This is a genomic window from Mesorhizobium sp. B2-4-6 (genome assembly GCF_006442775.1).
Lineage (GTDB): Bacteria > Pseudomonadota > Alphaproteobacteria > Rhizobiales > Rhizobiaceae > Mesorhizobium.
Genome location: NZ_VFVI01000004.1, coordinates 333,732 through 347,085, shown reverse-complemented (window position 1 = coordinate 347,085; position 13,354 = coordinate 333,732). Strand labels below are relative to the sequence as shown.

The 13,354-nt window shown below is 63.6% G+C and carries 9 protein-coding genes; 4 read left to right on the top strand and 5 right to left on the bottom strand.

Annotated features, from left to right (window positions below):
* Positions 1-24 precede the first annotated feature (24 nt).
* Complete coding sequence (locus FJ957_RS14630; protein ID WP_140832410.1) at positions 25-1,623, bottom strand: ABC transporter substrate-binding protein; 1,599 nt, start codon at positions 1,621-1,623, stop codon at positions 25-27.
* A 461-nt stretch (positions 1,624-2,084) separates the two neighbouring features.
* Here FJ957_RS14630 and FJ957_RS14625 point away from each other — a divergent pair, with 461 nt between their 5' ends.
* Together FJ957_RS14625 and FJ957_RS14620 are read left to right on the top strand one after the other, a co-directional pair.
* The gene (locus FJ957_RS14625) at positions 2,085-3,959 is read left to right on the top strand and encodes a long-chain fatty acid--CoA ligase (protein WP_181180570.1); all 1,875 of its coding nucleotides are present in this window, start codon (positions 2,085-2,087) and stop codon (positions 3,957-3,959) included.
* Positions 3,960-4,030: 71 nt separating this feature from the next.
* On the top strand, positions 4,031-4,666 hold the full coding sequence (locus tag FJ957_RS14620; protein ID WP_140832489.1) for a 50S ribosomal protein L11 methyltransferase: 636 nt from the start codon (positions 4,031-4,033) through the stop codon (positions 4,664-4,666).
* 99 nt (positions 4,667-4,765) lie between these two features.
* On the opposite strand, the gene FJ957_RS14615 is transcribed toward FJ957_RS14620, so the two are convergent.
* Together FJ957_RS14615 and pgi are read right to left on the bottom strand one after the other, a co-directional pair.
* Positions 4,766-5,491, bottom strand: coding sequence for an HAD family hydrolase (locus tag FJ957_RS14615; RefSeq protein WP_140832408.1), 726 nt, complete (start codon positions 5,489-5,491; stop codon positions 4,766-4,768).
* A gap of 6 nt (positions 5,492-5,497) precedes the next feature.
* Positions 5,498-7,141 (bottom strand): glucose-6-phosphate isomerase, encoded by a 1,644-nt coding sequence (gene pgi, locus FJ957_RS14610; RefSeq protein WP_140832407.1) that lies wholly within the window; start codon positions 7,139-7,141, stop codon positions 5,498-5,500.
* A 411-nt stretch (positions 7,142-7,552) separates the two neighbouring features.
* Here pgi and FJ957_RS14605 point away from each other — a divergent pair, with 411 nt between their 5' ends.
* On the top strand, positions 7,553-9,046 hold the full coding sequence (locus tag FJ957_RS14605) for a PLP-dependent aminotransferase family protein (protein WP_140647084.1): 1,494 nt from the start codon (positions 7,553-7,555) through the stop codon (positions 9,044-9,046).
* A gap of 220 nt (positions 9,047-9,266) precedes the next feature.
* Positions 9,267-10,856 (top strand): trimethylamine methyltransferase family protein, encoded by a 1,590-nt coding sequence (locus tag FJ957_RS14600; RefSeq protein ID WP_140832405.1) that lies wholly within the window; start codon positions 9,267-9,269, stop codon positions 10,854-10,856.
* Positions 10,857-10,918: 62 nt separating this feature from the next.
* Here the strand turns inward: FJ957_RS14600 and FJ957_RS14595 are convergent, their stop codons facing one another.
* Both FJ957_RS14595 and FJ957_RS14590 read right to left on the bottom strand, forming a co-directional pair.
* A complete protein-coding gene (locus tag FJ957_RS14595; protein ID WP_140832403.1) occupies positions 10,919-11,317 on the bottom strand; it encodes a hypothetical protein in 399 nt (132 codons plus the stop codon).
* Between the two features lie 128 nt (positions 11,318-11,445).
* A complete protein-coding gene (locus FJ957_RS14590; protein ID WP_140832402.1) occupies positions 11,446-13,251 on the bottom strand; it encodes an IlvD/Edd family dehydratase in 1,806 nt (601 codons plus the stop codon).
* Positions 13,252-13,354: the final 103 nt, after the last annotated feature.

Here is a 13,354-nt window from a genome sequence, read left to right as displayed (position 1 = left end):
GTTTACGCCGCCCCGTTCGCAATCTTATTCGGCTTTGTCAACGCCGTCGAAGCGGTGAATGCCGAGCGGGTCCATCTTGTAGCCGGTGACGTTGTTGCGAACGACCGAATAGACCTGGCTGTGGGCCAGCAGGAAAGCCGGGGCTTCCTTGGCGAAGATCACCTGCGCCTGCTCATAGAGCTTGGTGCGCTCGGCCTGGTCGCTGGTCCTCTTGGCCTTCTGGATCAGGTCCTCGAAGTCCTTGTCGCACCAACTGGAGTAGTTCGACACGCCGATGGCGGAGCAGGCGAAGAGAGTGGCGAAGAAGTTGTCCGGATCGCCATTGTCGCCGGTCCAGCCGATCTGGAAGGCGCCCGGACGGTCCTTCTTCTTGCCTTCCTCGCGATACTTCGTCCACTCATAGTTGACGATGTCCGCCTTGACGCCGACCTTGGCCCAGTCCGCCTGGATCAGCTCGGCCGCGCGCTGGAAGTTCGGGTTGTAGGGACGAACGCGGTCGGCAGCCCAGAGCTGGATTTCCTTCAGCCCGGCAGCCTCAAGCACCTTCTTGGCCTCATCCGGATTGTAGGTGTCGGTCTTCACGTCCTTGTCCCACGACCACATGGTCGGCGGAATGAGGTTCTCGGCCGGGGTGGCGCCGGCGTCCTGGAACAGCGACTTGATCAGGGCTTCCCGGTCGATCGCCTGGTTGAGCGCATGACGCACTTCCGGTTTGTCGAGCGGCGGGATCGTGGTGTTGTAGCTCATATAGCCGATGTTCAGGCCGGCCTGATCCATCAGGGTCACGTCCTTGTTGGCCTTGATGGTGGCGATGTCGGCCGGGTTCGGATAGGGCGCGATGTCGCATTCGCCAGCCAGCACCTTCTGGATGCGGGCGGTCGCGTCAGGCGTGATGGCGAAGACGAGATCGTCGATCTTTTCCTTGCCCTTGAAATAGTCGGGATTGGCCGCATAGCGGATGACCGAATCCAGCTGGTAGTCGACGAACTGGAACGGACCGGTGCCGATCGGCTTGGTCGAGAAGTCGGCCATCTTGCCGTCCTTCTGGAGTTGGTCGGCATATTCCTTCGACACGATCGAGGCGAAATCCATGCCGAGATTGGCCAGCATCGGCGCGTTCGGCTCGGTCAGCGTCAGCTTGACGGTGAGGTCATCGACCTTCTCCCACTTGGCGACGTATTTCGGCATGTCCATGCCGGTGTAATAGTCCCAGGTGAGGTTCGGCAGATACTTGTCGCCGTTCCACGGATTCTCCTTGTTGAACTGGCGATCGAAGGAGAAGACGACGTCATCGGCGTTGAGGTCGCGCGTCGGCTTGAAATAGTCGGTGGTCTGGAACTTCACACCCGGATGCAGATGGAAGGTGTAGACCAGGCCATCGTCGGAAATTTCCCATTTGTCGGCCAGACCAGGCTCGATCTCGGTGCCACCGTGCTTGAATTCGACCAGTCGCGAATAAACGGTGCGCGAAGACGCGTCGAAGTCGTTACCGCCGGTCGTCGTACCCGGATCGAAATTGGCCGGCGACGCTTCCGAGCAATAAACAAGCGTCTTAGCACTGGCCATGCCGCTGAGGACGCTTGCAGCCAGCAACGCGGCTGCAAAAGTCATTGTCTTTTTCATTGAGCACTCCCTGATGTTCTCTCAAGCCCCTCTATCAGGCTCGCGAAGGGCGCATATAAGCACCGTTTCTTCGCCTTTGGAACACCTCGTTTGCGTACCCCATGGGAAGCAGGAAAAGAATCTAGTTTTTGCTCTATAGGCAGCAAAAATGAGTAGTCTTTTCTCCTCACGACATTATTAACGGCGGCATTTTTTTATTGATCGGCCGCCTTTGGAAATGAGCCTACGGGGCCCGACCGCCTGGGGTCAGCCGGCCGCGCAGACACGATGCGGGAGGTCGCCGGGGCATCAGATTTCGACGGCAAATCTTTCCCCGTCCTGCCGCTGGGGCAAGGCTTGCACGGCTGCCGATAGAGGCAATACATAGACCATGGGCGGGATTTCCTGGAAAATCCACGACCGGCGTGGAGGACGCTTCCCTGGAAGCGGGCGCCCAGATCGAAGGCGACAGGGAGAGACAGGTGGCAAAAGCAGCCAAGACGACAGCCGCGGCGAAAGCAAAGGCCAAGGCGACCGCCAAACCCGCAACGCCAAAAGCCAAGGCGGCAGCCGCGAAAGCGGACAAGCCGGCAACGGCAAAAGCGGCGGCCGTGAAGCCGACCGTCGCGAAACCTGCCGCGAAGGGCCTGCCGAAAGCGATCACCGAGCTCACCGCCGGCCTGCCGGCAAAACCGTGGCTGAAAAGCTATCCGAAGAACATGCCGGCCGAGATCGGCGCCCTGCCCTACAAGTCCATCGGCGACTTCCTGGTCGGCGCCTGCAAGCAATTCAGCGGACAGCCGGCCTTCGTGTGCATGGGCAAGTCGATCACCTATGCCGAGCTCGAGCGGCTGTCGGCCGCGTTCGGCGCCTATCTGCAGGCAAGAGGCCTGGAGAAGGGCGCGCGCGTCGCGCTGATGATGCCCAACGTGCTGCAATATCCGGTGGCGATGATGGCCATACTGCGCGCCGGCTACACGGTGGTGAACGTCAATCCGCTCTACACGCCGCGCGAACTGGAACACCAGTTGAAGGATTCCGGCGCGCAGGCGATCGTCATTCTCGAAAACTTCGCCGGCACGCTGCAGGCGGTGATCGCCAGGACGTCGGTCAAGCATGTCATCGTCGCGGCGATGGGCGACATGCTGGGCGGTCTCAAGGGCGCCATCGTCAACATCGTCGTGCGGCGGGTGAAGAAAATGGTTCCGGCATGGTCGCTGCCCGGCCATGTCAAGTTCAACGCCGTGCTCAAGACCGGCGCGACCATCGCTTTCAAGCCGCCCACGGTCTCCGGCGACGACATCGCCTTCCTGCAATATACGGGCGGCACCACCGGCGTCTCGAAGGGCGCTGTGCTGCTGCATCGCAACGTGCTTTCGAACGTCGCGCAGAATTCGCTTTGGGTGGAGGACGCCTATACGGTGAAGCCGAAGCCGGCGCATCTCAACTTCATCTGCGCGCTGCCGCTCTATCACATCTTCGCGCTGACGGTGAACGCGCTGATGGGCATGCAGCAGGGCGCGCAGAACGTGCTGATCCCGAACCCGCGCGACATTCCGGGCTTCGTCAAGGAACTGGCGAAATACCCGATGCATATCTTCCCGGGCCTCAACACGCTGTTCAACGCGCTGCTCAACAATGAGGAGTTCCGCAAGCTCGACTTCAAGCCGCTGATCCTGACGCTGGGCGGCGGCATGGCGGTGCAGAAGGGCGTCGCCGAGCGCTGGAAGGCGCTGACGGGATGCCCGGTGAGCGAAGGCTACGGTCTGTCCGAAACCTCGCCGGTGGCGACCGCCAACAAGTTCAGCTCCAGCGACTTCACCGGCACGATCGGCCTGCCGCTGCCTTCGACCGAAATCGCCATCCGCGACGACGACGGCAACAACGTGCCGCTCGGCGAAGTGGGCGAGATCTGCATCCGCGGCCCACAGGTGATGGCCGGCTACTGGAACAGGCCCGACGAGACCGCCAAGGTGATGACCAAGGACGGCTTCTTCAAATCCGGCGACATGGGCTTCATGGACGAGCGCGGCTACACCAAGATCGTCGACCGCAAGAAGGACATGATCCTGGTCTCCGGCTTCAACGTCTATCCCAACGAACTGGAAGAGGTGGTGGCGCATCACCCCGGCGTGCTTGAAGTGGCGGCGATCGGCGTGCCGGACGAGCATTCCGGCGAAGTGCCAAAATTGTTCGTGGTGAAGAAGGACCCGGCGCTCACCGTCGAGGCGCTGTTGGCTTATTGCCGCGAGAACCTGACCGGCTACAAGCGGCCGAAATTCATCGAATTCCGCACCGAGCTGCCGAAGACGCCGGTCGGCAAGATCCTGCGGCGGGCGTTACGGGACCAGGCTTGAGCGATCCCACGGCCAGCCAAAGGCGACAGCGGACAAAGGGGCGCGATCCGGCGGAATTCATCAGGGCGAACATGCGGCTGGCGCCGGTGCCGTCGCTGCCGGAGATCAGGCTCTACCTCGCGCATGCCGGCAGCGGACTGCGGCGGCTGCTCGAACCGGACGACGACAGCGACGAAAGCTGGCCGGAGCCACAGCCGCCCTACTGGGCCTATGCCTGGGCCGGCGGCACCGTGCTGGCACGCTATATCCTCGACCGTCCGTCGATCGTGGCCGGCAAACGCGTGCTCGACCTCGGCGCCGGCTCGGGGCTGGTCGGCATCGCGGCGGCAAAAGCCGGAGCCCGCGCGGTGATCGCGGCGGAGATCGACCGCAATGGCGTCGCGGCGCTCCGCCTCAACGCGGAAGCCAATGGTGTCGCCATCCAGATACGCGCTGAGGACGTCACAGCCGGTCCGCCGCCGGCGGTCGATCTCGTGCTCGCCGGCGACGTCTTCTACGCGCGGGATGTAGGGCAGCGGATGATGCCGTTCCTCGACCGCTGCTTCGCCGCCGGCATCGACGTGCTGGTCGGCGACCCCGGCCGCGCCTGGCTGCCCAGGCCACGGCTTTGCCTGCTCGACGAATATCAGGTGCCGGATGTCGGTGGAAACGGCAGCAGCGAGCCCAGGCCCAGCGCCGTCTTCGCGCTTGTGGCGGAAACCGGTTAGAACGATTCAGCGTTAGACCGAATCGCGAAACCGCTCCAACTCTCTGTTTTTACGCAATTCCGGACGGAAAACCGCTACGCACTTCTTCCTGAAATTGCTTTAGTCCGCCGGCACGTTCACCCGCGCGGCGAGGAAATCCGGCAGGTCGGCGACCGAATCCAGAACGACGTCGGCCATGGGCGCCAGCGAGTCGCGCGTGCCGGTGCCGGAGAGCACGCCCACCGCCAGACCGCACCCGCCGGCGCGCGCCATTTCCAGATCATGGCGGTTGTCGCCGACCATGGCGATCTCGCCGGGTTTCAACCCGGTCAGATCGCAGAAAGCGACGACGGTGTCGGGCGCCGGCTTGGAATTGGCAACGGCGTCATAGCCGAAGGCGGCATCGAAGAGCTGCGCGATGCCCAGCGTAGCGAGCGTCCTTTCGGCGCCCCTGGTCGAATCGTTGGTGGCAACGCCCATCCGATAGGATCGTTTGTGCAATGTCCGCAGCGAGTCGATGACGCCCGGCAGCGCGACCGCCATGGCCGACCCCTGCACCGAAGTGATCTCGTTGAAGCGGGAAACGGCGTGCATCTGGTCCTCCTCGGACAGACGCGGGAACCAGAGCTCGACGACGTCCATGTTCGAACCGGAAGCGAAGATCGAATCGGGCTTGAAGCGCTTCGTGACGAAGTCGAAGCCGGCAGCGGCAAGCAACCTATCCGCTTTCCAGCGGTCGCCCTCGGCGGCATCCATCGCCATGAAGTCGGCGACGCCGAGCCAGGTTGTGTTGAAGTCGACAAGCGTGCCGTCCTTGTCGAACAATATTCCCTTGATGTCCGCCAATCCCGTTTACTCCGCGCCACGCAATTGGTGGATATGTCCCACCAGTCCGGCGGTCGAGGCGTCGCGTTTTGCGGCAGTCTCCCTGCCCTCCACGACAGGCAGCAGGCCGGTCGCCAGTTCCTTGCCGAGTTCGACGCCCCATTGGTCGAAGGAATTGATGTTGAAGAGCGTGCCCTCGACGAAGACGCGGTGCTCGTAAAGCGCGATCACCCGGCCCAGCGTGCGCGGATCGAGCTTTCTATAGAGAATGGTCAGCGAGGGGCGATTGCCCGAGAAGACGCGGTGCGGCGCAATGCGATCGACGTCGGCCGGCTTCATGCCCTTGGACAGCATCTGCGCGCGCGCCTCTTCCAGCGTTCGCCCTTTCATGAAGGCTTCCGACTGCGCCAGGCAGTTGGCGAGCAGCAGGTCGTGCTGGTGCTTCAGTTCAGGCTCGTGACCGACGGCGGCGGCGAGGAACTCGACCGGGATGAAGTCGGTGCCCTGATGCAGGAGTTGGAAGAAGGCATGCTGGCCGTTGGTGCCGGGCTCGCCCCAGACAAGCGGACCGGTCGGCGTGGCGACCGCGGTGCCGTCCAGCGTGACGCTCTTGCCGTTCGATTCCATGTCGAGCTGCTGCAGGTAGGCCGGCAGGCGCGACAGGCGCTGGTCGTAAGGAATGACGGCACGGGCCGGATATTTGCAGACGACGCGATGCCACCAGCCGATGAGCCCCAAAAGCACCGGCAGGTTCTTTTGCATCGGCGCGGTGCGGAAATGCTCGTCCATCTCATGCGCGCCGTCGAGGAAAGCGCGGAAATTGCGCGGGCCGACGGAAATCATCACCGGCAGGCCGATGGCGCTCCAGACCGAGTAACGGCCGCCGACCCAGTCCCAGAAGCCGAAGACGCGGTCCTGCTCGATGCCGAACTTCGCCACGAGGTCGAGCGCGGTCGAGACGGCGGCGAAATGCTTGCCGACCGCTTCCTTGCCAAGCGCCTTCTGCACCCAATCGCGCGCCGTTTGCGCATTCGTCATCGTCTCGACCGTGGTGAAGGTCTTGGAGGCGACGATGAACAAAGTCGTTTCCGCCGACAGACCCTTCAGCGTGTCATGGATATGGGCGCCGTCGACATTGGAGACGTAATGCGCGCGCGGCCCGTCATGGTAGGGCGCTAGTGCCAATGTCACCATCGCCGGGCCAAGGTCCGAGCCGCCGATGCCGATGTTGACGATGTCGGTGATCTTCTTGCCGGTGGCGCCGGCGGCCTTGCCCGAGCGGATGGCGTCGGCGAAGGCGCCCATGGCATCGAGCACGGCAATCACGTCGGCCTTGGTGTCCTGGCCGTCGACGATCACGCTCTTGCCGGTCAGGTTGCGCAGCGCGGTGTGCAGCACGGCGCGATTCTCGGTGATGTTGATCTTCTTGCCTTCGAACATCGCGGCGCGGCGTCCCGCGAGATCGGCGGCATCGGCGAGCTTCTCCAGCGTCGTCATGGTATTCGCGTCGACCGCGCATTTCGACCAATCGAGCAGAAGATCGTCATCGGTGGCGGAGAATGTCTCGAAGCGCTTGGGATCGGCGGCGAAGGCCTCGCGCATGGTGCCCTTGGCTGCCGCGCGTTGCTCACGCAAGGCTGCAAGTTGCTTGTCAAAGGATGACTGGTCCACTGGCGGGCTCCTGGCGGGTTTTTAGACCATTTTAACAGGCCGGATGTTTCCGGCGCGTGTCGGCGCGTCATTCTATCGAGCCGATTTCCATTTCATTCAAGCGGTGGCGATGACGCACCTCGTCACGCTTTGATGACAGGTGATATTGGACGGTGAGGAGGCGGGAATTTCGCCGCGACGATGCTGCGCATCGCGAGGCGACGATGCTGCGCATCGCGCCTGGGGTGGTGCCGCGACGACGCTGCGCGTCGCGCTTTAACGCGTGGCGACGACGCTCCGCGTCGCGCTTGATAGATCACTGGCATAAATCCCAGCGATCAGAAAAATTGATTGGCGCAACCCCTTATGCCACCCATACACTCCACTGGTCCAGCCAAGTGAAAACAGCTGGCCATCCGAGGAAGATTTCCCATGCCACAGCGCAATGACACGGCCATATGGTCCGGCCTGTTCCGGATTTCGGCTGAATCCGGCCAAACCCTTCAGGCACAGATCCGCCAGGCGATCGTCGCGGCCATTCTCGACCGACAGATCGCCGCCTCGATGCCGCTGCCGTCCTGCCGAATTCTCGCGGAAAAACTTGGGGTTGCCCGCGGCACGGTGGTGCTGGCTTTCCAGCAACTGGTCGACCAGGGCTTCCTGGTGGCGCGCGAACGGCGCGGCCATTTCGTCAATCCGGACGTGCTGGCCACTCCCGCCAAACCGCACCAGAAGGCGCCGGACCAGCAGAACGAGATCGACTGGAAGGCGCGCCGGCAGATCGCAGCCAGCGACATGCCGCCGCCGGCCAAGCACGACAACTGGATCAAGTCCTCCTATCCGTTCGTCTACGGCCAGTTCGATCCGGCGCTGTTTCCGACCGCCGAATGGCGCGAGTGCAACCGCATGGCGCTGGCGGTGCTCGAGATCCGCAACTGGGCATCCGACATGGTGGACCGCGACGATCCGCTGCTGATCGAGCAGATCCAGGCCAGGCTTCTGCCGCGGCGCGGCATCTTCGCCAATCCGGACGAGATCATCGTGACGCTGGGCGCGCAGAACGCGCTCTATATGTTGGCCACGCTCTTGATGACCAAGGGCTCGAAAGTGGCGATGGAAGACCCCGGCTACCCCGATGCCCGCTCGATCTTCCGGCTGGCCGGCGCCGATATCCAGCCGGTCCCGGTCGACCAGTCGGGCATCGTGACCTCGTCGATCCCCAGCGATTCCGGCTTCGTCTTCGTCACGCCCAGCCACCACTGCCCGACCATGGTGCCATTGTCGGCGGAGCGGCGGCAGGATCTTCTGGCGCGCGCCAACCGCAACAACCAGATCATCATCGAGGACGGCTATGACAGCCAGTTGCTCGACGAGGCGCCGCAGCAGGCGCTGAAGAGCCTCGATCGCTCGGGCCGCGTCATCTATGTCGGCTCGATGTCGAAGACGCTGGCTCCGGGTCTCAGGCTTGGCTACATCGTGGCCTCGGCCGGGCTGATCGCCGAGCTTCGCGCGCTGCGCCGCTTCATGCTCAGGCACCCGCCGGCGAACAACCAGCGCGCTGTTGCGCTGTTCCTGTCGCTCGGCCATCACGAGGCGCTGGTGCGCAGGCTTTCCACCGCCTTCGACGAACGGCGCAAGCGTCTGGTCCATGCGATTTCCGCTTTCCTGCCAGAATGGCGTTCGACCGACTCGGCCGGCGGCACATCGCTCTGGCTGGAAGGGCCGCGCGGTACCGATTCGCGTGGCCTGGCCGAAGCCGCCGCTTCGCGCAGCGTCATCATCGAACCCGGCGACCGGTTCTTCGACCGCAGCGAAAAGCCTTCTCGTTTCATGCGCTTGGGCATCTCCTCGATCTCGCTGCAGCATATCGAGCCGGGCATCCGCGAACTCGCCACCGCCGCCGGTCGCAGGCCCGCAGCCGCCTGACCGCCAGACTTCCACAAAAAGAGCCGGCGCCGCACCGGCTCTTTTTGTTTGAGCATACCCTTATCGCTTTAGAATTCTGGCATATTCGACGGGATTGCTTGGCCCATAGTCTGTACCAATGCCGGCGGCATAGTCGGAGCCAGAAGGGGACGATGCAGGCCGATGGTGGACCAACCGCCGCGCCCGCCTCGCAGATAAAGACAGAAGGTGGAGTGCTTCCATGTCAATGGCTCTTGAGAAGCAGGAAGCGTCGTCGGACCAGCGTTCGCGGCGTTCCGGTGGGCGCGAAGCGCGCCGCGCGATGCGCGCGGCGCCTTTAGCCGACGACATCCGGCCGGTGCGGGCGGGACTTGAAGGTGGCAGCTACGGGCCATTGAGCCAGAACGACCGGGAACGCATCCACGAAGCGGTGCTGACGCTCCTGGAGACGGTCGGCTTCGCCAACGCCATCCCGTCTTGCATCGAAGCGCTGACCCGGGTCGGCGGCACCTATGGCGACGACGGCCGCATCCGGCTGCCGCGCGCGCTAGTGCTGGACACGATCAAGAAGGCCGCGCGCAACTTCACACTCTACGGCCAGGATCCGAAGCACGACATGCTGATCCAGGGCAAACGCGTGCATTACGGCACGGCGGGCGCGGCGGTGCATCTGGTCGACGTCGAGAAGCGCGAATACCGCGAATCGCTGCTGCAGGATCTTTACGACGCCGCCCGTCTCGTCGACGGACTGGACAACATCCATTTCTTCCAGCGTACGATGGTGCCGCGCGACATTCCCGACCCGCTCGATATGGATTTCAACACGCTCTATGCCTGCGTGATGGGGACGTCGAAGCACGTCGGCACCTCGTTCACCGTGCGTGAGAACGTCAAGCCGGCGCTGGAAATGCTCTATGCGATCGCCGGCGGCGAGGAGAATTTCCGGGCGCGGCCGTTCGTGTCGAACTCGAACTGCTTCGTCGTGCCGCCGATGAAGTTCGCCGAGGACGCCTGCGGCGTGCTGGAGGCCTGCGTCGAAGGCGGCATTCCGATCCTGCTTCTGTCGGCCGGCCAGGCCGGCGCCACCGCGCCGGCGGCGATTGCCGGCGCCGTCGTGCAGGCGGTGGCGGAAGTGCTGATGGGCCTGGTCTATGTCAATGCCATCAAGCCTGGACATCCGGCGATCTTCGGCACCTGGCCGTTCGTTTCCGACCTCAGGACCGGCGCCATGTCCGGCGGCTCGGCCGAGCAAGCGGTGCTGACCGCGGCCTGCGCCCAGATGGCGCAGTATTACGACCTGCCGGGTGGTTCGGCCGCCGGCATGACGGATTCGAAACTGCCCGACATCCAGTCTGGCTATGAAAAGGGCATCACCGACGTGATGGCCGGTCTTGCCGGCCTCAATCTCGTCTATGAGTCAGCCGGCATGCATGCCTCGCTGCTTGGCTTCTGCCTCGAAAGCCTGATCATCGACAACGACATGCTCGGACATTGCCTGCGCTGCGTGCGCGGCATCGAAGTGACCGACGACGCGCTGTCGATCGACACCATCGCTGACGTCTGCATGAAGGGTCCCGGACACTATCTCGGCAACGATCAGACGCTGAAGCTGATGCAGACCGAGTATTTCTATCCCGCCGTCGGCGACCGTTTCTCGCCCAAGGAATGGAACGAAAAGGGCCGGCCCGACATCCTGTCGCGGGCGATCGCGGAGAAGAAGCGCGTGCTTGCCGAGCGTTTCCCGCGCCACGTCTCGCGCCTGCTCGACGACAAATTGCGCGCGCGCTTCGGCGAGATGATCAAGCTGCCGCGCAACAAGATGGGCGGCTAGGACGCCTTGATATTCCGGTCAGGCCGGCCTGACCGAAATCTCAACGCATCCTGTTCGTCGGATCATTCCGCGCTCAGCCCATAGCGCTCGACCACCTCGGCGTTGATCAGCTTGGCGTGCAGCGTCATCAGCACGATCTGCGCGTCGAGACTGTCGCCGGCCTCAAGCGCCGCTTCGATGCGGCGCTCAACCTCCAATGTCGGCTCGCGGCCGTTGGCCTGCCCGAACACCTGCGGCCCGGCGACGCAATAGCCGCAGAGCTGCGCCACGGATTGATAGGCGCCCGGCGGCGGCTCGTCCGGCCAGCGGTCGTTCATCAGATTGACGATGGTGAGCTTGACGCCTTCCGGCACCAAGGCCGGATGCAAGTCGGCCGCGCGCAAGGCGTCGTCGAGCTGGCGCAAATCGCCGGAGCGGCCGAACATGCCGAGGAAGCCGAGGGAAGAACGCCGTTTCGCCATGGTCTTCTCTGCCCTTCGCGGCCCGCCGAGATCGACCTTATCTGTGCGCTGAGCGCGGCCGAAACAAGGGCACGAAAAAGGACGGCCTGCTGGTTGGCAAGCCGTCCTTTATTTCGCTTCCTGCGCGATTAGTGATTGTCGCGCGGCACGCCGCTGGTATGGGCGACGTCCTGGTACTTCACCGCCGGCTTCAGCACCATTCCGGCCGAGAACTGGTCGACCATGCCGCGCTGGATCTCCTGCCACGGCGTCTGGTGCTTGGGATAGTGATAGCCGCCATCGGCCTGCAGCGCGGTGCGCCGCTTGGCGATCTCCTCGTCGCTGACGAGGATATTGGCCGTGCCCTTCTTCAGATCGATGCGGACGCGGTCGCCGGTCTTGAGCAGCGCAAGGCCGCCGCCTATGGCGGCTTCCGGTGAGGCGTTGAGGATCGACGGCGAGCCTGACGTGCCGGACTGGCGGCCGTCGCCGATGCAGGCAAGGGCATGGATGCCCTTCTTGATGAGGTAGGCCGGCGGCTGCATGTTGACCACCTCGGCGCCGCCCGGATAGCCGACCGGACCGGCGCCGCGCATGAACAGGATGGTGTGCTCGTCGATGCCCTGGGCCGGATCGTCGATGCGGGCGTGGTAATCTTCCGGCCCGTCGAAGACCATGGCGTTGCCCTCGAAAGCCTCCGGGTCGTTCGGGTTGGAGAGGTAGCGCTGGCGGAATTCCGGCGAGATGCCGCTGGTCTTCATGATGGCGGAATCGAACAGATTGCCCTTGAGATTGATGAAGCCGGCATTGGCCTTGAGCGGCTTGTCGGCGCTGCGGATGACATCGTGGTTCTCGTTGACGGCCTCCTTGCAATTGTCGCCCACGCTCTTGCCATTGGCGGTTATCGCACCGGGATGCGGCAGCAGGCCGCCCTTCATCAGTTCGGCGACGACCGCCGGCACGCCGCCGGCATGGTGATAATCCTCGCCGAGATACTCGCCCGTCGGCTGCAGGTTGACCAGCAGCGGGATGTCGAGGCCGATCTTCTGCCAGTCGTCATTGTCGAGCGGCACGCCGAGATGGCGGGCAATCGCGTTGAGGTGGATCGGCGCGTTGGTGGAGCCGCCGATGGCCGAGTTGACGACAATGGCGTTCTCGAAGGCCTCGCGCGTCATGATGTCGGACGGCTTCAGGTCCTCATGCACCATGTCGACGATGCGCTTGCCGGTCTCGTAGGCGATCTGGCCGCGCTCGCGATAGGGCGCGGGAATGGCAGCGGAGCCCGGCAGTTGCATGCCGAGCGCCTCGGCCAGCGAATTCATGGTGGTGGCGGTGCCCATGGTGTTGCAATAGCCGGTCGAGGGCGCCGAGGAGGCGACGATGTCCATGAACTCGTCATAGTCGATCTCGCCGGCCGACAGGCGCTGGCGCGATTCCCAGACGATGGTGCCGGAGCCGGTGCGCTTGCCTTTGTGCCAGCCGTTGAGCATCGGGCCGACCGACAGCGCGATTGCCGGAATGTTGACTGTCGCTGCAGCCATAAGAAGCGCAGGCGTGGTCTTGTCGCAGCCGATGGTGAGCACGACGCCATCAAGCGGATAGCCGTAAAGCACCTCGACGAGGCTGAGATAGGCGAGGTTACGGTCGAGCGCGGCGGTGGGGCGCTTGCCGGTCTCCTGGATCGGATGGCACGGGAATTCGAACGGGATGCCGCCCATCGAGACGATGCCTTCGCGCACGCGCTTGGCAAGCTCGAGGTGATGCCGATTGCAGGGCGAAAGATCGGAACCGGTCTGCGCGATGCCGATGAGCGGCTTGCCCGACATCAGCTCGGCGCGCGTCAGGCCGTAATTGAGGTAACGCTCGAGATAGAGCGCCGTCATGCCCGGATTGTCGGGATTGTCGAACCACTCCTGCGAGCGAAATTTCTTCTTCCTGGTGGGGGCGCCTGCCATGGTGGTCTCCGTATTTGTATGACAAATCGATAGGACAATGCGTCCATGCAGGCAAGAGGCAGGCGCTGCCGGGACCCGGACTTTGGTGCGATAGACTTGTTTC